Source organism: Cellulosilyticum sp. WCF-2, assembly GCF_003990395.1.
Taxonomy (GTDB): Bacteria; Bacillota; Clostridia; order Lachnospirales; family Cellulosilyticaceae; genus Cellulosilyticum; species Cellulosilyticum lentocellum.
The window spans coordinates 2741237-2764840 of sequence record NZ_CP034675.1 but is presented as its reverse complement, the minus strand read 5'-3'; the positions used below and the strand labels follow the sequence as shown (position 1 = coordinate 2764840).

Genomic DNA, 23604 nt, shown 5'->3' with positions numbered 1-23604 from the left:
ATCCTCCTCAGCTTTAGCATATCCCTAAATCGTAAAATGTATAACCTCAAATATATTTTTACATTTGGTGATTGTTTCTTTGTTACCTATTACACAATAATGATTGTGACTACTCATAGCTTTAAATAATTGACTTGCTTTTTGTAAACTTTCAGGTGTTGTATTTAATATTTCATCATAAATTTGCTGACGCTCTTTCGGGCCCGTATGAGTTATAAGATAGTGGCAAAGCCTCTCGCTTCTTCTCTCCATACTAATAGGTGCTAACATTGTTCCTAGAGTACTCACTATATAACGTTCTAGCAAATCTGGTTCTATTTCAAGCTGTTCTAAATACATTCCAATACCTTCATAAACCTCTAAGGTCTTTTTTAAATGGGGGTCACAGTATGAAGAAATTGCTAGATAACCCTCCTCACTTAAAAATATTTCACAGCCGTATGCACCGCCTTGTAAACGTACCCGATCCCATAAATACGTATTCTCTAAAATATTGGAAATCACCTCTAAACTGCCATCATACCTGTAACCTTGCTTCTTAAAGTCAAACCCCGCCGCAATAGCTTGTACTTCTTGTCCTACACAAAATGCTTCTTTAGTCTCCTGCACCTTAAATGTATACGTATAGTCTACTCCCTTTTCTCCAGGCAAATGGGTTATAAGTGATCTTATAGTATAAAGAACCTTTTGCTTTTGATGCTTCCCTATTGTCATAGCAAGGCGCACATTAGATTTTCTAATAACCTTTTCAAGTACTGATTTTAAAGCTTTACTCAGTTGTTCAAACTGTTCTTCAAAATGCTCGTAAAGTGGCTTGATAAAATGATAAAAAGCCAAACCAGATACCTGGTCTTCATAGCTTCCTTCTTCTGAAAAATACGTATAAAGCCTCTGCATACTACGGTATTCTGGTGCTCCTATATAGCTTCTTTCCATTTCATACACCATATGACCTAATGCTTCTTTTATTTTAGCTTTTTCTTTAAAGGTGGTATTCAAAAACAAATCTGTCATTAAGGCTTCAAATGCACCTAGTGCTTCTGTTAATACCTTGCAGCTTACTTTAAAAATAGGACTATAGCCATCTTCATTGAATAAATGATACGCATGAATAGCACTATGTATGCCCCCAGTATGAGTATTGATCGTATTTTCAATTGCCACATAATCCTTTGTTTCGGTTCCCACATAAGTAAATAAGTGAGCTAAAATGCCTAAGTAAGGTAAATCCTCCTGAGGAACACCTCTAGCATTAAAAAGAAAGTGAATATATGCAATATCCTTGGTGTCTGCTTCTTCTATTAACACCTCGCAATCTTCTAGAGTTAATTGCTCTAGTTTGGGTACTTTTAAAAGCTTTGGCATCTGTCTTTTTGTCAAATGAGGTAAAAGACCTAAGCCCTCCTTAGTATTTTCTATTAACTGCTCATTTTTAAGACGTTTGTTATCTTGAATAAGTTTTTGAAACTGTGCCTTTGTCATAGCTGACTTTGCTACTTCAAGTATTTTTATCTTTTGTTCTTCATTAGCTCTCCCTAAGGCTTCACTAGGAATCAATGTCATACAAAGACTATGAGGATTATTTAAGAGATACTTTTCAATCAAAGTTTCAAAATAGCCCTCATGCCTCAACTCGTTGAGTTTTTCAAAAGCTTTTTCATAATATAAAGGTTCAAAAGTCCCTTGTCCATAAAAGCAACTGCTTAATACCATTTCACTATATTGAATTCCTATAGGTTCATAGCTAGCATCTACTTCTTTTAACTCAAAAGCTAATGTTTGTAAACTTGCTTCTATTAAATCTTTAGGAATGCCTTCTTTGACTAATGTGCGAAGCACTCGAAATACACTGCTTTCAAACTGCATTCCTGCTTCTTCTTCACAGCCCTTTAATGTAATCGTAAAGACAGGTTGCTTTCTAGAAGTATCATAACCACCGTCACTTAAACTAACACCCAACTCTTCCTCTATCACTAAGGTTTTTAAAAGAGGAGAGGCTGCACTTCTAAGTAACATATGTTCTAAAACTTCAAAGCTTAAACGAAGATCCTGATCACTAGAATCTCCTATAACAAAACTCAAACAGATTAAAGTCTCTGCTTCTTCCTCTACTTCAACTGGATAATAAGCAGTACGTCGTTGTAAAGCTTTAAAAGGCTCCTGACAAGGTAGTATGGCTTTATAATCTCCTTTGGGTACTTGTTGTAAACCATTTTCATTTAAATAGTGAAGTTGATCCTTGAGATTACCATCTCCATAGAGGATAATGATACAATTACTTCCCTGATAATATTTTTGATGAAAAGCTAAAAAAGCTTCTTCTGTTAAATTGGGAATAGCTTCTGGTAATCCTCCTGAATCATATCGATATGGTGTATCTGGAAATAAAGCCTTTTGTTTTTGGTTCTCTAAATGGGTAATAGCCTCAGCATATTCTCCTTCCATTTCATGGTAAACTACACCGCTATAGCTTAAATTGCCATCTTCTTCTACATGATAATGCCAGCCTTCTTGCTTAAAGTAATCACTATTCTCATAAATAAGCGGATGAAATACTAAATCTAGATAGACTTTAGCAACTCCCATTAAATCTTCTTCATGAGGACTTGCTGCATAATAAATGGTCATATCAGGATACGTACACGCATTCATAGTTGTGCAAATAGAGCCTTGTCCTAAAGCTACAAAAGTTTCTTTTAACGGGTAATGTTTTGAAGCACAACAGACAGCATGTTCTACAATATGTGCGGCTCCCGTCTCATCCATCGGTAAAGTTTGAAAACCCATTGCAAATACTTGATGAGGGTCTTGGTTCTTTAAGCTAACAACACGAACCCCACTTTTTTCATGCTCAAATACCCTACCTATTCCTCCTATTTCTGAAATTGTTTGTTCTTCTATTAAACGAAAGCCACTCATGCTTTCTCCTATTTTTAATTGCATACACATCCCTTTCCTAATCACTTTACCCAAAACCCTAAAAGTGCCGGTGCTGCAGAACCATTAGGTAACATATAGTCTAACTGTTTTGTTTCTCCCTTCTTCAGTTTACCAATTTCAATACACTCTTTTTTTCTCTTAAATGAGTGAGAACGCTCTACTAAATGTAAACTTCCATCGTCCCATCTCACTACACCTTGAAAAATGCCACCTCTCGGACATAAAATAACCGTTGTATCAGCCTTGGCTGTTATTCGAATATGCTCCATTATACCATAATTTCCTTCATTAAGTGCATTTTCTCCTGTAAGTTCATCTATACCTTTAACCCAATCTTTAGGAGTTCCTAATAAGTGGTAATAATATCCTATTTCTGCTGGAACCTCCATGGTATAAGTACGTTCTAATATATTAAAACTCCCTCTGGGTGCCAAATCTTTTTCTAAAATCTTCAAGTTAGTTGCTTCTTTCTCTGACTCGTTTGATATAGCTTTATAAGTAACAGTCATAAGTCCTGTTGCTTCTACATCCATCATTCCCGAAAGCAAACTCCCTTTTGTCCATAGCTTTCCTTCTGAATCATAAAGTATCCATTTTTCCTCTGGTTGAAGATAATAAAGCTCATCACTTACTGAATTAAAGTAATCTCTAAGTAATGTTTGTCCTGTTTTGAGAAACCGATAAGATGGTCCATCTACAACAGCTTTCCTAATACGTAATAACTGGGGAGTCTTTTCTTGATTTACAATTTCTATGACTAATCGTAAATTCTTTTCTTCGCTTTCATTGACATGATGATAAAGCAATCTGCCTTTACCCCAGAGTTCACCTTGATATAAAACACCAACTTCTTTAACATCTTCTGGGGAATTGCTCATCAAAAGAACACCACTTTCTTCCTCAAGCCTTTGCTTTTCTAAAAGTATATAATGTGCATAGGTTTTAAGAGGTTGTGCCGAATAGGGTTTAATGAGTAGAAACATAGCCACACATAAAATAAAACCTTTTTTTAAATGCTGCATATCTGCCTCCTTTCAGTTTTAGGATATGCTACCCTTTATGGTTTTACTCTTATAGCTTTTTCCAGTCTCTTATCTTCTAAAAAATAGTACCCTTATTATATTTTCAACAAAGAATATCTTATGAACTATTAACAAAAAAGGGGATTGCACAACATTTCTTGTTATACAATCCCCTCTTTCTTGGTTATGCTTTAACCATTTGTCTCATTTTTTCAATAGTTAAGGCTGGTTGATGACTATGAAGGATATGATGACAATTATGACAAATAGGCACTAAATCCTCTATTGGATGTGTATTGGGTAAGATCTCTTCATGTGACTCATCTTTAATATTGTGTACTTCTATAGCCATTTCATAAGCTTCTCCATAAGTATAGCCATAGTCAAAACCACAAATATCACAAATAGCTCCATAATAACTAATGCATTCTGCTTTGATTTGTTCTTTTGTAAGCTGTTTTGTTTTATCCTCTTCCATTTCTTTTTCATCTTCTTTTATGATGGCTATTGGTGTAGTAGCTTGTGGTAATTCTTCTTTTGGTGTATTCATTTTACTTTTCTGTGTTAAGTTTTCTTGGGTTACCGGCGGTTCACTTTTTGCTTTAGGCATCATAATGGCTTCAAATAAGCGGTCAAAATCTGATAAATCATTATCTTCTTCTAGTTTCTCTGGCACTTTCAATGCTTTTTCTTTTATATCTAGTAAACTTTTATGTGTATGAACGGTTAGCTGCTCTACTTGAAATTTACCTTCTTCTATCATTTGTTTGATCGCCATTCTTAAATCACTTCTTAAACTCCATTCAAAGCAACTATTATCCTTTACACCACCTACAAATAAAATATGCCACCATAAAGGTTTGCCCTCTATACTTATTGGTGCTTCTATTTTTAAATAAGCTTTAATCCGCTTAGCCATAGCAGCTACTACCTCATTATAAGGATATGTTGCTAAATAGCCTTCTTCTTTTGAAAGTTCTTCCGGTGTCACAGCATCTCCCATCAAATAGATTCTAAGTAATAAATCTAGATTTTTTTGAGAAATCAACTGAGTATTTTGTAGTACCTCTTCCCACATGGCTTGTGTAATAGCTATACCTTCTGAATAAAGCATATAAGGTGACTCTATGGTTTCTCCAGTATTTTCCTCCTGATTTTCCTCTGCTAGAGTGGTCAATATCCCGTTCTTAGTGAATAATGGCTCTTCTTCATAAAATGTTATCGGTTCTTCTTTTACTTCTTCTTCAATCTTATTAGGTGCATAGCTATATTCCTCTAATTTTCTATCGCAATATTTAACAATCTCCTCCATAAACAGCTGACGATAGCGATTATTGGTAATAAGTGCTTCTACACTTAAGTCTAACCTTTCATTCTCCCAAAGTACCGCAAAATCCTGTACATTATTTTCAGTCGTAATATATTTGACTGCTGCTTCATAACCACCATATTTATTAATAAGGTCCATCAAACGAGGTGACTTATATCTCAGTTCTTTTGTCATACGCTTATAAAGTGCAATCATTTCTTGATGAAATGCTTTTTTAAGTTGTTCACTGTCTAATTGTGCCATGTCATTACCTCTACTTTTAGTTGTCTATTTATAAGATAAAGTGGGACATTAAAATGACACTGTAAAGTGCCAGTGTCATTTTAATAGAATATCCTATTTTTATAAAAATATAAGCCTTTCTTATCATCCGTTATACATCTACTTTTTACGAGTAGTAGTTCTTTATCTCTTCCCATTTGTTCAGTAAATTGATTATATCACATTTTACAACACAACTCTAGTTCTAACCATATGTTTAAATTCAATTGCTTTTCTATGTTCAATATTGGATTCAATAATTAAATAAAAAATTATATATTATTTATAATACTATATATCACATTTGCCCCATCAAGAATTGCTCAGAGAAAGAAACTTTTATCTGCACTAAAAATAGCTTATTTACTCAAGATTATCTTAGCCTATTTGATTTTTTTAAAACTCATAGAAATAACTAAAAAACAAAAGGTGTTAATAGCATCTATGCTACTAACACCTTTTGTTTTCTCATTATTAAAATTCTTGCGCTGCAAGACGTTTGTAACTTGCTAAACGGTCTTTTGCTTGTTTTTCTGCCATTTCGAATAGTTCTTCTGCTTGTTCTGGGTATTGTTTCTTAATTGCTGAATAACGTACTTGTCCCATAATAAAATCTCTGAAGCTTTCTGTTGGTTCTTTTGAATCCAAGGTAAATGGATTTTTACCCTGTTCCTCAAGAAGTGGATTATAGCGATATAAATGCCAGTAACCTGATTTAACAGCATCTCCCATGTGTGAAATAGATTTACCCATACCAGCTTTTAAACCATGGCTAATACATGTTGCATAAGCAATGATAATAGATGGTCCTTCATAAGCTTCAGCTTCAAGCATAGCTTTAACTAATTGATTTTTATCTGCACCCATTGCTACTTGTGCTACATATACATTACCATAAGCCATCATCATACGGCCAAGATCTTTTTTACGTGTGCGTTTACCAGCTGCTGCAAATTTCGCCATTGCTGCCATTGGCGTAGATTTAGAAGATTGACCACCTGTATTTGAGTAAATTTCTGTATCAAATACCAAGACATTAATATTCTCACCTGATGCAAGAACATGATCTAACCCACCATAACCAATGTCATAAGCCCATCCATCACCACCAATGATCCATTGTGAGCGTTTTACAAGATAATCTCTTCTTTCTTCCACTTGTTTAAGTGCTTCTTTTGCATCTTCTAAAGTAATCACATCATTATCAAGAATAGCTTCGATTTCACGGCTATATACCTTTGAAAGTTCACCATTTTCTTTGTTTTCAAGCCAGTTGTTAATACTTTCTTTTGCTTTTTCATCGATTGGAAGTGCTATAATTTCTCTTAAGCGCTCTGCAATACGATCTCTCATTTGGTTAACTGCAAGCATCATACCAAGTCCATATTCAGCATTATCTTCAAAAAGTGAATTTGCCCAAGCTGGACCTTTACCTTCATGATTTGTTGTATAAGGTGTGCTAGGTGCAGACCCACCCCAAATGGATGAACATCCTGTTGCATTTGCAATCATCATGCGATCTCCGAAAAGTTGTGTTAAAAGTTTCATATAAGGTGTTTCACCACAACCTGCACATGCACCTGAAAATTCCATAAGTGGTGTTTTAAATTGGCTGTCTTTTACTGTTGTTCCTTTTACAAGGTCTCCCTTATAAGCCACTTTATCTGAAACAGCAAATTCCCAATTTGGAATTTCTTTTTCTACTTGTGTAGCAAGTGGTTTCATAACGAGAGATTTAACTTTTGTAGGGCAAATATCTACACAGTTACCGCATCCTGTACAGTCCATAGTACTTACTTGCATTCTAAATACAAGTCCTTCAAGACCTTTACCTACTGCCTTTTTAGCTTCAAATCCTTCTGGTGCATCTTTCATTTCGTCCTCTGATACAAGTACTGGACGAATACATGCATGTGGACACACAAAACTACATTGATTACATTGAATACATGTATCAATATTCCATTCTGGTACATCAATTCCTACACCACGTTTTTCATAAGCAGCAGTACCTGCTGGGAAAGTACCATCTTCATAGCCATTAAAAGCACTTACTGGAAGATGATCTCCCTCTTGACGATTAATAGGTTCTACAATGTTTTTAATGAAATCTGGCTTATTATTTTCTACCACTTCTTCATCTACAACATTTTCCCATGCTGCTGGTACATCAATTTTAACAAGTGATGTGAAACCTGCTTCTACTGCCTTATAATTCATTTCTACAACATCTTGTCCTTTTTTACCATATGTTTTCTCTATAGATTGTTTAAGGTAAGAAATAGCATCTTCTTCTGAAATGATATGAGCAAGTTTGAAGAATGCGGCTTGCATAATCATGTTAACACGTTTACCAAGGCCAATGCTTGCTGCAATACCTACAGCATCAATTGTATAGAAATTAATTTTATTTTTTGCAATATAACGTTTCATTTTAGCTGGTAATTTTGTTTCAAGTTCTTCTGCTGACCATAGGCAGTTAAGTACAAAGTTACCACCTTTTTTAAGACCTTTTAGAAGATCATATTCATTTACATAAGCTTGTTGTGAACAAGCAATGTAATCTGCTTCATCAATTAAATAGGTTGAACGAATAGGCTCATTTCCAAATCGTAAGTGTGACATAGTAATTCCACCAGATTTTTTAGAGTCATATGCAAAATACGCTTGTACGTATTTGTTAGTATGTTCACCAATAATCTTTACAGCTTGCTTATTAGCACCTACAGTACCATCTGAACCAAGTCCCCAGAACTTACATCTTACTGTACCTTCTGTTGAAATTCTAAGTTCATCATTTATTGGAATAGAAGTAAATGTAACATCGTCATTAATACCTACTGTAAATTGGCTCTTTGTATCAGCAACTTTTAAATGCTCAAATACTGCTTTAATATCAGTTGGCGTAACGTCTTTTGAACCTAGTCCATAACGTCCACCAATAATTTCTGGTGCATTATCTACATCATAAAAAGCAGAACGTACATCTAAGTAAAGTGGCTCACCAATTGAACCTGGTTCCTTTGTACGATCAAGAACAGCTATCTTTTTCACTGTTTTTGGCATTGCTGCTAAGAAATGTTTTTCTGAGAATGGACGGAATAAATGTACCTTGATTAATCCATATTTTTCTCCTTGTGCATTAAGAGCATCAATTGTTTCTTCAATTGTTTCTGTCACAGAACCAATTGCAACTACTACATACGCTGCGTCTTCTGCACCATAATAATTAAATAATCCATAATTTCTTCCTGTAAGACTATTCATTTTTTGCATATATTCTTCTACAATTGGAATAATATTATTATAAAATTTATTTGAAGCTTCTCTTGTTTGGAAATAGATATCTGAATTTTGAGCTGTTCCTCTTGTTACCGGATGATTAGGTGAAAGTGCTCTTGATCTAAACTCAGCTAATGCTTCTTGATCTAGTAATGCTGCATAGTCACTATATTCCAATACTTCTACTTTTTGAATTTCATGAGATGTTCTAAAACCATCAAAGAAATGAACAAAAGGAAGTCTACCTTTAATAGCAGCAAGATGTGCCACTGGTGCAAGGTCTGCTACTTCTTGTACAGAACCAGAAGCAAGCATTACGCAACCACTTTGTCTGGCTGCCATAACATCTTGATGGTCACCAAAAATAGATAAAGCTTGTGCTGCAAGTGCACGCGCGCTTACATGAAATACTCCTGGTAAAAGTTCACCTGCTACTTTATACATATTTGGAATCATTAGAAGAAGTCCTTGTGAAGCTGTAAAAGTAGTTGTTAAAGCTCCTGCTTGCAGTGAACCATGGAAAGTTCCTGCTGCACCTGCTTCTGATTGCATTTCTACAACCTTAACTTTTTGTCCAAAAATATTTTTTCTATTTTGTGCCGCCCAATCATCTACTACTTCTGCCATAGTAGATGAAGGTGTAATTGGATAAATAGCTGCTACATCTGTAAAAGCATAAGCAACATGAGCTGCTGCAGTATTACCATCTATTGTCATTAATTGTTTTGCCATAAGATGACCTTCTTTCTTTAATAATATAATGTATACTTATAAAATAAATTAATATTTTTATCTTAAAGCGATTAAAGATTTTTTACTTCTTTATCCTTCGCCTTATCCAAGTAATAATAATTATTATCTGAAATATATTATATACTTTTTTCTCAGATTTTCCAGTATTTTTTTTAGTACAATCCATTTTCTGTGATTTTCTTGACAACCCATGCATTTATTCTATAATAATTATTATCAAATGAAATTATTTTAAATTAATACACAATGTATATTATTTGTAGAGGAGTTGTTTACATGTCCGATATATTAAATGTAACACCAGATTTTTATTGGGTAGGGGCTCTTGATCCAACCCTTCGTACTTTCGATATTGTAATGGAAACTGAATTTGGTACTACCTATAATGCTTATCTTTTAGAAGGTAGTGAAGGTATTGCCCTCTTTGAAACTGTTAAAGACAAGTGTTTTGATAAGTACCTTGAAAAACTAAAAAAAATAGTGGCTCTTGAGGATATTAAGTATATAATTGTAGATCACACAGAACCTGATCATGCTGGGAGTGTAGCTAAATTACTTCCTTATACACCAAATGCTACTGTTGTAGGTAGTGCTTTAGCTATTAGGTTTATGAGCCAAATCATCAATGCTCCTTTTAAAAGCCTTGTTGTTAAAGATGGAGAAACTCTTTCTTTAGGAAATAAAACTATTCGCTTTTTAAGTGTTCCTCAACTTCATTGGCCTGATACGATGTACTCTTATATAGAAGAAGATGGCCTTTTAATTACCTGTGACTCTTTTGGAGCCCATTACTCTGATGAACGTATTTTTAAAAATGCTTTAGAGACTGATCGTGAAGCTGACTATGAGTCTGCTTATAAATATTATTTTGATATGATTATGGGACCTTTTAAACCCTTTGTTTTAAAGGCCTTAGATAAAATTAAAGATTTGTCTATCAAATTTATTTGCCCTGGTCATGGTATGATTCTAGATGAAACTAATATGCAAAAATACTTAGATTTCTATAAAACTTGGAGTACACCAAAAGCACTTTCACCTAAGATTGTTGTAGCTTATGTATCTGCCTACGGTTATACAAAAGAAATGGCTGAAACCATTTGCAAAGGTATTGATGCTAGTGATTATACAGGAGAAGTTGTTCTTCTCAACTTAGAAACAGATAGCCTTGCTGATGCGATGGCACATATTGAGACCGCTGAAGGACTTCTTTTAGGTTCTCCTACTATTTTAGCAGATGCACTTCCTCCTATTTGGAATGTACTTACTTCTCTTAACCCAGTAGTTCATAGACACTTAACTGTTGGAACATTTGGTTCTTATGGCTGGAGTGGTGAAGCACTTCCTCATATACAAGAACGCTTTAAACAGCTAAAATGTCGTATACCTCTTCAACCGTTAGCTTGCGTTTTTAAACTAGGTGAGACTAATTTACAAGAGGCTTTTAATTTTGGTAAAGATTTTGCTACAACGCTTGTTAAATAACTTTATAATGATTAGGACAAATAAAAGGGTAACCCATATGGATTACCCTTTTATTTGTCCTAATCATCTACTTATATTTCTATCTTAACTTGATGTCTTAACTCAAATACAATCTCAGTACCTTTTCGTAAAATTATTTATTTTCCCTTTGCCCTTATGCTATACTTAAAGTATACATAAAATATATTTTCCAGGAGGTGCTGTATGTTTGATTTTAACTTTAACTGGGATGGCCGTCTGGCACTGGGAATTGAACAAATAGATAGTCAACATCAAGTTTTTTTTCAAATAGGTCGACATATAGAGCAATTATTACTTATTCAATGTATAGGTGTTACCGAGCAAGAATTAATGAATATTTTATATGATCTCAGAGAATATGTTACTTATCATTTTTATGATGAGGAGACTTTTATGAAAACAATTCATTATCCTCATATCATGCAACATATAGCTGAACATGAATCCTTTAAAAACTATATTAATAGTATCGATTATACTGCCTTTTGTGCTTCTCCTTATAAAGAATTAACACATCTTAGAAATGCTATTGTTGAATGGGTTTTTGAACATATAGTTAAGCAAGATAAAGATATAGAAGCCTATTATCAGCAACTATCAAGTTAATATTAAAAGGAGGGATTAATTTCTATTAATCCCTCCTTTTAATATTACATTTTCTTTTTAGGTGAATCATATGATTCTTTCAACACTCGTTTTGAATTAACTTCTACTATTTGATTACTTTGTAATTCATAAGCTGCATTAATCAACTCTGTTTTATGGGGTCTATTAAATAAATTTAATTGGGGATGATTGGGAAAATATTTTTCTAATAATTCTTCCTCTAAATCACCTTGCGTTTGTAAGTGACCATCATGTAAAATGTGGTACATCTTATAGCCTCTAAAGGCTAGAGCTCTTCCTACTAAGGTACTTCTATGGCAATCACTAGGTGCTTTTTCCGCACACATAAAAGCAATCTGATAGCCAGCCTCAATCCCTCTTATAATGGTTTCTATTCCTTCTTGAAAGCTAGGAAGTTCTGCTATCTTCACGAAATCCAGATAACCTGCTTGATTTAAAAGTCGGCTACTAGGTCTAATAATGCCAAAGGCTTCTTGCATTTGACGATACAAAATATTTTCTGTATTAAGAAAATGCTTAATTGGTTCTTTATTAAATTGTGGGTGAAAATTAGAATAAGCCATTGTTCTTACGTCAATGACGCAATTGATGTGATACTTTTTAATTAAAGCTAAAAAGCTTTCTTGAGTATGATGCGCATAACCTATAGTATAAGCACATTTTTCCATCTGTTGTCTCCTTTATCTAGCTCACGTTCTAGCCATTACTACCCATTATGCAGATAAATAATCCTTTTTTAAAGATGTTGCTGGTTTTAAAATCTGTGGGTTATAGTTTTGAATAATACTTCCTCTTAGTTGATTCTTGTCATATAACATGGTTACATAAATACTTCTTTCTCCACCTCGTGCACGATAGTAGCACATTGTTTCTCCTGCCTTCATATATTCTCCTCCACTTCGTATATCTCATTTGATTTATCCTTATTATACACAATATCGAACATATGTTCTAGTCTTTTTTTGTACTACTATTCAACAAAAATTTCTTTTTGTTGGCTATCTTTTTTGTTAATTATTAACTAGTTTATTGAGCTTAGTTTTAATGATGAGTTACCATCAGAATATACCTTTCTTCTTTAATAAATAAGTCTTGTATTTGTACTGTAGAAACATGCATACACTCTCCTACTACAGTATTGCCTTCAGCTAATGGAGTAGCTTGCCTTTTAGGTTTTATAACTGTATGTTCCCAGTTAAAAATAGGTTTATTCATTAAAGTACTACCTATTCTTATCAATTGCACAGCATTATTTAGTAGCTGCTTCTTTTGTTTCAACTCACTTAGTGATTCTTGAAGTTGTTTGATTTGTTTAGCTGTGGGCTTTAAATGATCTAAGTGGTAATCCTCTATGATTTCATCCTCTAATTTCTTTTTTGGAAACTTTTCAATTTTCCACTCCACTACTTCGGCTTTATAATAAGAAACTGGTAAGGTGTAATCTAGTCCTTGTTGCTTTGTTTCGAATAAGCCTTTTTCATTAATATGAAAACGCTCGTAAAGCTTAAGTTGCTTTTTGGTAAGTGGCTGCATAGGTTGAAAAATATTTTTTAAATATTTCCTGATGTAACTCTCCCTAAGCTTTAATATCTCTAATTCATAAAGATACCCGGCTACTTGTTCTGCTGTTATTTGCTCTATGATCCTAGCATTTACTACTTTCAGCTTCTCTAATTGAAGTTTGTGGAATACTTTCTTATCTTGCTTAAATGCCACCTTAATAACACCTTGTTTTCTTAACTGAGCTCTCACTTTTCTAGATAACTCAGTGATGAGATATTTAGTATTCAGATTACCATTCACTATAATATTATATTCCCTGTAAACAGCAGCATCTAACTTTAAGTGGGTTTTAAGTTCCTCTACTTGCCCATTTATCTTCACTTGTACCCCTATGTTAAGTTTTTTGCTTCCAATACAGACTTTTTCTATTTCTCCATACCCCAAAGTAGGCTTTATAAAAGCATATGCTAGTTCTTCCTTCCTATAAGCCGGCCCAATCCTTTCGTAAGGATAACTATAATCCCAAAATAGCTTAGATTCTGCATCATTTAAAATGATAGAAAGTATCTCTAGTAAACACAATGGTTCTTCTCTCTTTAAAGTTTGCCTATCTATGATTTGTTTACCTTCTTTATAACGCTTTTGTGGTTTCTCTGCTAGCTGAATCAATTCTTTGAAGAAGCTCCCTTTTTCTCTAGTGCTATATATACTACATACTTTTTTATAAGTAGCCATATCTCCTGTTTCAGCAATAACTTCCTCTGCTGTTTCAATATCGCCTTCTTTTACTAGATATGCCCCAAATTGATACAGGTAATACGGTATAACTTGACTCAAAGTTTCTTGCTTTTTAACTTTTACTTTTGTATCAAGTAACTGTAAAGGTTCATCGTAGGTAACTAAAAGATTGATTCCCTTTTCACTTAAGCCTTGGATACTTCCTGCAGTTGTATAGTAATGACGTGTCTCACATAAAAAAGAAGTTTTATTTTGAACATTTATTTTGTCTTTAGAAATAGCCTCTACTCTTGCAATTAATAAAGCCATGGCGCCTTCATAATCTGCTATTTGCTCCACATGCAGCAATTCGCTACTACTACTATCTTGAATCAGTGATTTTAAGAACTGGCTATCATAATACGTACCTAATGCAATTAGATTTACAGAAATTTCATCTTCGTAACAACGCCTACATAATTGCATGCAGGTCTCTACTTCTCCTGCTTCCCCTATAGGCGAAGAAGAAAAACCATCCGTAAATAAAGTGATATGCTGTGCATCACAATGCTCTTTTAACCTCTTAGTCAATTCTAGGGCTACTTCTAATGATTGAGAAAGTGGCCCTTGACAAGTCAACTGAGTTGCTTCTTCGATTAGTTGATCTATTTCTGCCATTTTATAAGATGCATGATCACATCTTATACTACTTAAAACACGCACTAGTCCTTCATGTTTTTTATAAGCCAGTAGTGAAACATAATGCTTTCCTCTTTTGCACAGCACATCTAAAGTCTTTATTAAACATTTTTTTAGTTGCTCTTTTTCCTCTTCTTGATTGCCTTGAAAATCTATTATAAGAATATGATGATGAATAGCTGCTGACAATGGCCTTTTACTGGCAACTTCATAAAAAAAACACTCTTTTTGGGTTTCATTGGTAAAAGGAAGTACTGCTTTTCCTTTGTAGGTTATTTGAAATGGAAATGATTTCATAGCCCTACCTCCCCTCCTTTATCCCAGTCTTCTACTTCATAAAGTAAAGAGGTGTTAGCCATTAATTTTCTATTATATGATGTTGATTGAATAAACACTTTATATCTGTCTAAATGTACAGCTTTTAAAGTTTCATTATGTCCCTTTTCTTTAATCTGACTACTTAATCCTAAAATATCTCTCACTTGTGAGCCATTAAAAATTTTTCCTGTTTCTCTTTCTACTAATAGGATTTCTTTTTGCCTGCCTACTTTTTCACTTTTTGTTAATTCATAAAATCCTCTTCCCACTCTAAAACTAGCACCTTGTTCTAAAATAAACGCTTTAATACTCATTTCTTCATCTACAAAAAGCTCTTGAAAACGTCCTTCTGGAACAGGAATAAGAGCATCATTGCTTTGATATTCAGTTAATGTTTCGTTTTGCAGTTTAGCAATACAATTTTTCAGATTATAGTTCAGCTTACCTTTTTCTTTAAGTTGTTCTTCAAAAAGCTTCAACTGTGCTTCTCCTTCTTGCTGATAACAAATCGCCATAAGAAGTGATGTCACATTAGCAAACTGATCTAAAGTCAAATAAAAGCCCCCCGTTTGATATGCTATTTCCTCATAAAAGGCTCTTGAATGCTTACGAATTCCTGGCATTGCATGAACACCATAAACATGAATACCTGCTTCTAGAAGAAGTCCCAATTCATTTCTCCAATTAATCTTTTGCTTATTTTGTTTTTCATTTGGACCATGCGGTACATCATCGCCAATAATAATAAGTGCTTTTCCGCGGCCGGACTCCCAACTTAATGATGTACGTGCCTCACGTAGTACAAGCTCATAGCATTCTGGTGCATCTCCTCCGTAAGTAGGTGCTACTTGAGTTACAAAGTTTTTTATCTTCTCTTCATCCTTAGAAAAATCTAGCATTTGAACCGTATAAGGATTACCTTCGTCACAATAATCCCCATGGGCAATGATAGCTATTCTTAGGTCTGGAATATCTTTAAAAAGTTGCCCCACCATCTCTCCTATGTAACGTCTTACCTGCGTTAAGCAAGGATACATAGAACCTGTTGTATCAAAGCTTACACATACATCAATACTATCACTCATATTAAGCCTCCTCTAAAAACTTACGCTTAATATGTTTATATTCACTTTCTAGACTTTATAGAACAAGTTATCCATTTGTCAGACAAGCTCCTTAATAATAACCAAAAAGGGAGTGTCGCGAAACTATAAAATAGTTTCGTGGCACTCTTTTTTATGTATATAACTGGAATTTTATATCTATGTACATGAATATTTCTTATTTTAGCGCATCTTAATAAACCTACAATTATTACTTCTAAAATTTAGGCTGTTTTTAATGGATATAGATGCTTTTCACATCGTTCATTTTGAATTTTCGAGTGAAGTTTTCTGATGTTATAGGCAAAACATAAGAGCATAAACTCAGTTTTGACGTTATTTTTACCACGTCTTAAAAATCTAGTGAAATTATGATCCCACTTGAGTACACCAAAGGCCCCTTCAACTTGAATAGAACGATTCATTCTTAGTGCAATACCCACATCTGATTTTATATTTTCATATGAAATAGCTCGTTTTTCCACAAACTTTTTAGATACTTGTAACCGTCTATTTCCTTTTGCTTTTGTGCATTTTTCTTTACATCTACAACCAGTGCAGTCTTTACACTCATAAGTTGTTATTTCTGATACATAGCCATTCGTCGAAGTTTTGTGAATAACACCTTGTGCTTTTAACTGTTTGTTTGCAGCACAAATATAATAATCTCCATCTTCAATGTATCTCATGTTTTCTCGTTTACTTATATCATTCTTAAAGCTTTTCTTTTTCCACTTTTCATACATCAAAGGTTTGATATAAGGCTCTTGATGATTTGCTTCAAGATAAAGATAGTTTTCTTCGCTTTCATAACCTGCATCTGCAATAATATTTTTGTAGCGAACATCTAAATGACTGTGGAGATTTTCTAGAAAAGTAATTAATGTTGCAACATCACTACGATCAGCATAAATATCCAGGCCGATAATATACTCACTTTCAACACCAATCTGAACGTTATAACCAGGTTTGAGTTGTGCATTTCTCATATGGTCATCTTTCATATGCATAAAAGTCGCATCTGTATCTGTTTTTGAATAGCTATTTCTGCCTTTAAACAGTGCGTTGCAGCTATCATACTTTTCTTGTCTCTCTAAAAATGATTGAGCTTGTTCGGTAAGTTTTTGTAAAAGGGTTTTTCTTTTGCCTATGCCGTGAACAAAGTTAATGCCTTCATCAGATTGTTTTGTTTTTAGAAATGATAATGCTTTAGATAAGGATGTCGCTACATTTTTAGGATCAAATGCTATATCTACCAAGTAATTAGCATTTATTTGATTAAAAAGGTCTACTATTTTAACATGCATTTTATCTTCGTTTTTGCGAATGACTTTTTTCCATACAAAAGTATATTTATTAGCATTAGCTTCAATCTTTGTGCCATCTATAAAAAGATGTTCAAAATTTATCTCATGAATATCGTGTAAAAGGAGAGTCATTTGATAAAAAAGATCTTCCAAACAATCACTTAAGTAATCTTTGATAAATCTAGCGATGTTAGAATGATCTAATGCAGGATAGCCTTGTAAAAGCCACTTAAAGTTAATATCTCTTTTACATGCTTTTTCAATTTCACGTGTGGAATAAATGCCTTCCATAAAGGCATAAACGATTACTTTAAAGAGAATTCTAGGTTCGACACCGGGTTTTCTCCCTTTGTGAGAGTAAGCCTGATATAGTTTTGTATAATTTAATTCCTCCAGTATGTGGCTAAGGAGTCGAACAGAATCATCTGGTGCAATCGCAGTTTCAAAATCTATAGGGAGGGGGAGTTGATAAGCTCCTCTAAGTTCAGTATACTGTTTGTGTTGTTTTACAATGTTACACATAAACTTAGTATAACAACAGAGGCAGGGGATTATCCCCTGCCTTATAATTTTATATAAAAGTAGGGACTGCCGTGCAACTAATCTAATTGATTAATTGCGCGACAGCCCCTTCTTCAATAGATTTATAAATGTAACACACGACTTTTAATTTCTTGTGTTTTTCCCTTATTCCAGAAATTATCTCCTAGATAACCACAGGTACGTCTAATGACATTCATACGATTTTGATCCTTATTATGGCAATTAGGACATTCCCATTCTAAATCATCATTAATGGTAATTTCACCTTCATAGCCACATATATGACAGTAATCGGATTTCGTATTAAACTCTGCATATTGAATATTGTCGTAAATAAAAGGAATCATCTGTCTTAAGGCTTCTAAATTATGACTCATATTGGGAATTTCAATATAAGAAATACATCCTCCACTAGAAATAGGTTGGAACTTGCTCTCAAATTTAAGCTTACTAAAAGCATCTATCTCTTCTCGCACATCTACATGATAGCTATTAGTATAATAGCCTTTATCGGTTATATCTTCTATTTCACCAAATTTAGCTCGGTCTATTTTAGCAAAACGATAACATAAGGATTCAGCAGGACTACCATACAAACCAAAACCAAGCCCTGTTTCAGCTTTCCATCTATCTGTAGCTGATCTTAACTTATGCATGACCTCTAGAGCAAAAGCTTCACCTTCTGGCTGTGTATGCGAAACACCTGTCATTAATTTGGTTACTTCATAAAGTCCTATATAGCCCAAAGATATGGTTGAATAGCCATTCATAAGTAGTGGATCGATTACCTCACCTTGCCCTAATCTTGCAATAGCGCCATGTTGCCAGTGCACAGGAGATTCATCTGACAATGTTCCTTTTAAAGCTTCATGACGACACATTAATGCTTCAAAGCATAAGTTTAAACGATTGTCTAATAACTCCCAAAAACGTTCTTTATCTTTTTCTGCTACTATTCCAATTTGAGGAAGATTTAAGCTGACAACCCCTTGATTAAAACGTCCTTCAAACTTATATTCTCCATTTTCATCTTTCCAAGGTGATAAAAATGAACGACAGCCCATACATGAAAATACATTACCTTCATAGATCTTTTTCATTTCTTTAGCAGATATGTAATCTGGATAAAGACGCTTAGCACTACATTTAACGGCTAATTCAGTTACTTCATCGTATGGTCCTCCAGCTAAGTGGTTATGCTCATGAAGAACATAAATAAGCTTTGGAAAAGCAGGTGTCGTAAAGACTCCCTTTTCATTTTTAATACCTTGTAAACGTTGTTTAAGAATTTCTTTGACAATCTCAGCTACTTCTTCTACATACTCATCATCTTCTTCTATATTTAAAAACAAGGTTACAAATGGGCTTTGACCATTTGTTGTCATTAACGTATTAATTTGATATTGAATGGTTTGCACCCCTGCTTCTAATTCTTTTTGAAGAAGAACTTTTGCAAGCTCCTCTCGTGTTTTTTCATCCTCTACACTATTAGCCACTAACTTGATGTACTTCTCTTTACTTTTTCTTAAATACTTACCTAAATGTCTAATATCTACAGATTGTCCGCCATACTGATTACTAGCTACTTGTGCAATAATTTGAGTCATAACCGTACAAGCTACTTGAAAACTTTTTGGCGACTCAATCATACGCTTATTTATGACTGTTCCATGATCTAACATATCCCCTATATTAATTAAACAACAGTTAAAAATAGATTGCATAAAATAATCCATATCATGAAAATGCAGAATTCCTTCGTCATGAGCTTGCACAATACGTGCTGGAAGTTTCTTTCTTCTTGAAATATCCTTAGATACTTCTCCTGCAATTAAGTCTCTTTGCGTTGAAGCCATCATGGCGTTTTTATTAGAATTTTCTCTCATAACCTCTTCGTTGCTTAACTCTATAAGACTTAAAATACTGTGATCTGTCGTATTAGTTTCTCGTTTAAAGGCTTGTATAGCACGGTATCCTTCATACGCTTTCGCTGTTAACTCATGTCCATTTTCAATTAGCTTTAAATAAACATAAGTTTCTATTTGAAAAATGGTAGGTTTACTATTAGACTTTTCAAAAATCCCTTTAATTTCGTTGGCAATCTTCTCCGCAATACCTTCATCTACAATCCCACTACCATATTTCATAGCTTTAATAATGGCTTCGTAGATCTTTCTTTCGTTAAATGCAACACTCATCCCATCTCTCTTTACTACTTCCATGCCTATGCCTCCCCATCTTCTCTATATATATTCATTTTACTTATACTTAAGCTTTATTTTCCAGAAGAACCCAAGCGACCTGTGCCTCTTTCAGATTCAAATTTTAATAATTCTTCATAGCTAATTTCTGTAATAGAAAGCTGAGGTACACGTACCATAATACATTGACTAAGCGCTTTCTCATAAGGATAAATAATAGCATCTTTAAAAGCTGCTTGGTCATTATAACCTTCTTTCATAATAACAAGTGACTTACTATTATGATTCGTAATAGGAATAAACCATTCACCACGATATCCTGAATCAACTACACCTGCTCTTTGCCCCATTCCTTTTGTTCCTGTTGAACCTCGTTCTTTTAAAATAGCTACGTAATCAGTGGAAAATGCAGATGCAAGCCCTGTAGGAACAAGCAATGTTTCATGAGGCTCAATCACTTTATAGTCTTCTTCAAAACATGCATAAATATCAAATGCCCCATCTTCTACTCTTTTTGAAGGAATAATAGCATTCTCCTTCACTTTTGCAAAATAAATTTGTTGTTCATTCATTTTTCTGCTCCTTTAACTTCATCTTATTTTCATTTTTATTTATTTTTTATACAAGGCTTTTAGATTTTTATGACTACTTTTAGGATAGTTCATATAATACTACTTTTTCTAAGGCAAGTGAGGCTTTTACATCTATAATACGTTGATTGCTACTTCCTCTAAATCTAAGTGTTAAATCTTTAAGAGACTCTACATAAGGGCCATCTACAAGTACATCGCACCATTTCAAAAGCTCTAAGCGCTTAGAATGCGTTATAATTGCCTCATAAGTATAACCAGAATAAATCCAAATCGAATGATTCGTTTCTCGCTTAATACGTTTAAGTAGGTTTAAGAAGTCCTCATCCTCTATTTGTTCCATAGGTTCTCCTCCAAGAAAAGTAACACCATGTACATTAGGATCGTTTAAATAGTTCATAAAAGTAGCTTCTGCTTTTTCATCCCATGCATGTCCATAATGAAAATCTTGATAGGCCTCATTAAAACATCCTTTACACTGATGACGACATCCAGATACAAAAAGTGTCGACCTGATACCAATGCCGTTGGCTACATCAAATTTTCTCATTTGTGCATAGTACATTTTTATTACGCCTTCTTTCTTAATCTATAAATGTAAGACACGATTTTTAATTTCTTGCGTCTTTCCTTTATTCCAATAATTTCCTCCTAAGTAACCACAAGTACGCCTTATAACATTCATCTTACTCTGGTCTTTATTATGACATTGTGGACACTCCCATTCTAATGCATCGTTCACAATCATTTCCCCTTCATATAGGCATTCGTGACAACAATCTGACTTGGTATTAAACTCTGCATATTGAATGTTATGGTAAATATAATGAATAATTTGTTTAATAGCTTCCAAATTATGTCCCATCGGTGGCATTTCAATATAAGAAATACATCCTCCAGTAGATATCGGTTGAAATTGACTTTCAAATTTAAGCTTGCTGAATGCATCTATTTCTTCTCTGACATCTACATGATAACTATTGGTGTAATAACCTTTATCTGTGACATCTTTAATAGCACCAAATTTTTGATAATCTATTTTTGCAAAACGATAACATAAAGATTCTGCCGGACTACCATATAAGCCAAAGCCAAGTCCTGTTTCTGCTTTCCATCTGTCTGTAGCTTCTCTTAGCTTGTGCATCACTTTTAAAGCAAAAGCTTCGCCCTCTGGCTGTGTATGTGAAACGCCTGTCATTAATAGCGTTGCTTCATAAAGCCCAATGTAGCCTAATGAAATAGTGGAATAGCCATCCATTAAGAGTGGGTCAATGACTTGGCCTTTTTGTAGTCTTGCAATAGCGCCATGTTGCCAGTGAATAGGTGATTCATCCGATAAAGTACCTTTCAGAGCTTCGTGACGGCACATTAACGCTTCAAAACAAAGATTTAAGCGATTATCAAGGAGCTTCCAAAAAATATTTTCATCGCCAGCTGCAACAATCCCTATTTGAGGTAAATTCAAACTGACAACTCCCTGATTGAAACGTCCTTCAAATTGATAGTGCCCCTCTTCATCTTTCCAAGGTGATAAGAAGGATCGACAACCCATACATGAGAATACATTGCCCTCATAAATCTTCTTCATTTCTTTGGCCGAAATATAGTCGGGATATAAACGTTTAGCACTACATGCTGCTGCTAAATTTGTCACATAATCATATTTGCCACCTTCTAGACAATTATGTTCATGAAGCACATAAATCAGTTTAGGGAAAGTGGGCGTTGTATAAATACCTTTTTCATTTTTAATGCCTTCTAAACGCTGCTTGAGGATTTCTTCTACAATCATTGCCACCTCTTTGGCATACTCATCATCTTCTTCTATATTTAAAAACAAGGTTACAAATGGGCTTTGTCCATTAGTAGTCATTAACGTATTAATTTGGTATTGAATCGTTTGCACACCTGATTCTAATTCCTTACGTAAAAGTTTATTAACTGCTATCTGACGCTCATGATTATCTGACACAACCTCTTGCAACATGCTCTCATATTTTTCATAGCTTCTTCTTAAATAGCGTCCTAAGTGCCTAATATCTACAGACTGTCCACCATATTGGCTACTTGCCACTTGAGCAATAATTTGAGTCATTACTGTACAAGCCACTTGAAAACTTTTAGGCGATTCAATCATACGCCCATTAATAACTGTCCCATGATCTAACATATCTTTTATATTAATCAAACAACAGTTAAAGATGGATTGCATAAAATAATCCATATCATGAAAGTGGAGTACCCCTTCATCATGAGCTTGTACAATACGTGCAGGAAGTTTTTTACGCCTAGCAATATCTTTTGATACTTCCCCTGCAATCAGATCTCTTTGTGTAGCTGCCATCATCGCATTTTTATTAGAGTTCTCATTCATAACCTCTTCATTTGTCATTTCAATGAGACCTAATATACTTTGATCAGTTGTATTAGTTTCTCGTTTAAAAGCTTGAATCGCACGATAGCCCTCATAGGCTTTTGCAGTAAGCTCGTGACCATTCTCTATAAGCTTTAAGTAAACATATGTTTCTATTTGAAATATAGTAGGAGACGCTGGCAATTTCGAAACAAGGCTCTTTATTTCCATTGAGATTTTCCTTGCTATGTCTTGATCTACAATACCACTTCCATAAGTCATGGCCTTTATAATAGCACTATAAATTTTACCTTCATCAAAAGCTACCGCTTCCCCATCTCTTTTTATTACTTTCATTTTCTAACCCTACCTTATGCTGTAATTTTCTAGTAAAAGCTTGTTACGACCTATCGCATAAGTCTATCTAACTTTAAAAAATATATCATCTTTAATAGTCTTTGTCTATTGTATACCCTGTCCTAAAATCGTGTACAAATTTTGGGTATTGACAAGATTAATGCCGAGTTTATGAGCCTTGATTCGATTTCT

The 23604-nt window shown here is 34.1% G+C and carries 15 protein-coding genes; 2 read left to right on the top strand and 13 right to left on the bottom strand.

The genetic code is table 11. The features are described 5' to 3' along the window. Positions 1-24: 24 nt before the first annotated feature. The 4 genes from EKH84_RS12265 to nifJ form a co-directional block, all read right to left on the bottom strand. On the bottom strand, positions 25-2919 hold the full coding sequence (locus EKH84_RS12265) for an insulinase family protein (protein ID WP_190283318.1): 2895 nt from the start codon (positions 2917-2919) through the stop codon (positions 25-27). Positions 2920-2960: 41 nt separating this feature from the next. Then, positions 2961-3962 carry a hypothetical protein gene (locus EKH84_RS12260; protein WP_127066525.1) on the bottom strand — a complete coding sequence of 334 codons (1002 nt, stop codon included), beginning with the start codon at positions 3960-3962 and terminating at the stop codon, positions 2961-2963. 184 nt (positions 3963-4146) lie between these two features. Further along, positions 4147-5535 (bottom strand): HNH endonuclease, encoded by a 1389-nt coding sequence (locus tag EKH84_RS12255; RefSeq protein WP_127066524.1) that lies wholly within the window; start codon positions 5533-5535, stop codon positions 4147-4149. 492 nt (positions 5536-6027) lie between these two features. Then, a complete protein-coding gene (gene nifJ, locus EKH84_RS12250; protein WP_127066523.1) occupies positions 6028-9567 on the bottom strand; it encodes a pyruvate:ferredoxin (flavodoxin) oxidoreductase in 3540 nt (1179 codons plus the stop codon). Positions 9568-9864: 297 nt separating this feature from the next. Here nifJ and EKH84_RS12245 point away from each other — a divergent pair, with 297 nt between their 5' ends. After that, positions 9865-11073: an FprA family A-type flavoprotein gene (locus EKH84_RS12245; protein WP_127066522.1), complete on the top strand. Its 1209-nt coding sequence runs from the start codon at positions 9865-9867 to the stop codon at positions 11071-11073. Positions 11074-11277: 204 nt separating this feature from the next. Beyond that, entirely contained in the window at positions 11278-11700 is a 423-nt protein-coding gene (locus tag EKH84_RS12240; RefSeq protein ID WP_127066521.1) for a bacteriohemerythrin, read from the top strand. A gap of 44 nt (positions 11701-11744) precedes the next feature. On the opposite strand, the gene EKH84_RS12235 is transcribed toward EKH84_RS12240, so the two are convergent. The 9 genes from EKH84_RS12235 to nrdD (EKH84_RS12200) all read right to left on the bottom strand — a co-directional run bounded on the left by EKH84_RS12235 (position 11745) and on the right by nrdD (EKH84_RS12200) (position 23412). Beyond that, positions 11745-12389, bottom strand: coding sequence for a DUF488 domain-containing protein (locus EKH84_RS12235; RefSeq protein WP_127066520.1), 645 nt, complete (start codon positions 12387-12389; stop codon positions 11745-11747). 45 nt (positions 12390-12434) lie between these two features. Continuing rightward, a complete protein-coding gene (locus EKH84_RS22065) occupies positions 12435-12605 on the bottom strand; it encodes a hypothetical protein (protein WP_190283317.1) in 171 nt (56 codons plus the stop codon). A 157-nt stretch (positions 12606-12762) separates the two neighbouring features. Beyond that, positions 12763-14937, bottom strand: a complete 2175-nt coding sequence (locus EKH84_RS12230; RefSeq protein WP_127066519.1) for a VWA domain-containing protein — start codon at positions 14935-14937, stop codon at positions 12763-12765. Further along, entirely contained in the window at positions 14934-16043 is a 1110-nt protein-coding gene (locus EKH84_RS12225; protein ID WP_127066518.1) for a vWA domain-containing protein, read from the bottom strand. The genes EKH84_RS12230 and EKH84_RS12225 overlap by 4 nt, the downstream gene beginning before the upstream one ends. A 242-nt stretch (positions 16044-16285) precedes the next feature. After that, positions 16286-17890, bottom strand: a complete 1605-nt coding sequence (locus EKH84_RS12220) for an IS1182 family transposase (protein ID WP_127064629.1) — start codon at positions 17888-17890, stop codon at positions 16286-16288. 122 nt (positions 17891-18012) lie between these two features. Next, the gene (gene nrdD / locus EKH84_RS12215; RefSeq protein ID WP_127066517.1) at positions 18013-20133 is read right to left on the bottom strand and encodes an anaerobic ribonucleoside-triphosphate reductase; all 2121 of its coding nucleotides are present in this window, start codon (positions 20131-20133) and stop codon (positions 18013-18015) included. 53 nt (positions 20134-20186) lie between these two features. Beyond that, positions 20187-20684, bottom strand: a complete 498-nt coding sequence (locus EKH84_RS12210) for a dCTP deaminase domain-containing protein (RefSeq protein WP_127066516.1) — start codon at positions 20682-20684, stop codon at positions 20187-20189. A 79-nt stretch (positions 20685-20763) separates the two neighbouring features. Further along, entirely contained in the window at positions 20764-21267 is a 504-nt protein-coding gene (gene nrdG, locus EKH84_RS12205) for an anaerobic ribonucleoside-triphosphate reductase activating protein (protein WP_127066515.1), read from the bottom strand. Between the two features lie 24 nt (positions 21268-21291). After that, a complete protein-coding gene (nrdD, locus tag EKH84_RS12200) occupies positions 21292-23412 on the bottom strand; it encodes an anaerobic ribonucleoside-triphosphate reductase (protein WP_127066514.1) in 2121 nt (706 codons plus the stop codon). Between the last annotated feature and the right edge of the window lie 192 nt (positions 23413-23604).

Bases quoted from the DNA above. Each gene is read 5' to 3' on its own strand.
- nrdD (WP_127066517.1), bottom strand. From the start codon at position 20,133: ATGGAAGTAGTAAAGAGAGATGGGATGAGTGTTGCATTTAACGAAAGA.
- nifJ (WP_127066523.1), bottom strand. From the start codon at position 9,567: ATGGCAAAACAATTAATGACAATAGATGGTAATACTGCAGCAGCTCAT.
- EKH84_RS12255 (WP_127066524.1), bottom strand. From the start codon at position 5,535: ATGGCACAATTAGACAGTGAACAACTTAAAAAAGCATTTCATCAAGAA.
- nrdG (WP_127066515.1), bottom strand. From the start codon at position 21,267: ATGTACTATGCACAAATGAGAAAATTTGATGTAGCCAACGGCATTGGT.
- EKH84_RS12220 (WP_127064629.1), bottom strand. From the start codon at position 17,890: ATGTGTAACATTGTAAAACAACACAAACAGTATACTGAACTTAGAGGA.
- EKH84_RS12225 (WP_127066518.1), bottom strand. From the start codon at position 16,043: ATGAGTGATAGTATTGATGTATGTGTAAGCTTTGATACAACAGGTTCT.
- EKH84_RS22065 (WP_190283317.1), bottom strand. From the start codon at position 12,605: ATGAAGGCAGGAGAAACAATGTGCTACTATCGTGCACGAGGTGGAGAA.
- EKH84_RS12230 (WP_127066519.1), bottom strand. From the start codon at position 14,937: ATGAAATCATTTCCATTTCAAATAACCTACAAAGGAAAAGCAGTACTT.
- EKH84_RS12245 (WP_127066522.1), top strand. From the start codon at position 9,865: ATGTCCGATATATTAAATGTAACACCAGATTTTTATTGGGTAGGGGCT.
- EKH84_RS12260 (WP_127066525.1), bottom strand. From the start codon at position 3,962: ATGCAGCATTTAAAAAAAGGTTTTATTTTATGTGTGGCTATGTTTCTA.
- EKH84_RS12210 (WP_127066516.1), bottom strand. From the start codon at position 20,684: ATGAATGAACAACAAATTTATTTTGCAAAAGTGAAGGAGAATGCTATT.
- EKH84_RS12240 (WP_127066521.1), top strand. From the start codon at position 11,278: ATGTTTGATTTTAACTTTAACTGGGATGGCCGTCTGGCACTGGGAATT.
- EKH84_RS12235 (WP_127066520.1), bottom strand. From the start codon at position 12,389: ATGGAAAAATGTGCTTATACTATAGGTTATGCGCATCATACTCAAGAA.
- EKH84_RS12265 (WP_190283318.1), bottom strand. From the start codon at position 2,919: ATGAGTGGCTTTCGTTTAATAGAAGAACAAACAATTTCAGAAATAGGA.
- nrdD (WP_127066514.1), bottom strand. From the start codon at position 23,412: ATGAAAGTAATAAAAAGAGATGGGGAAGCGGTAGCTTTTGATGAAGGT.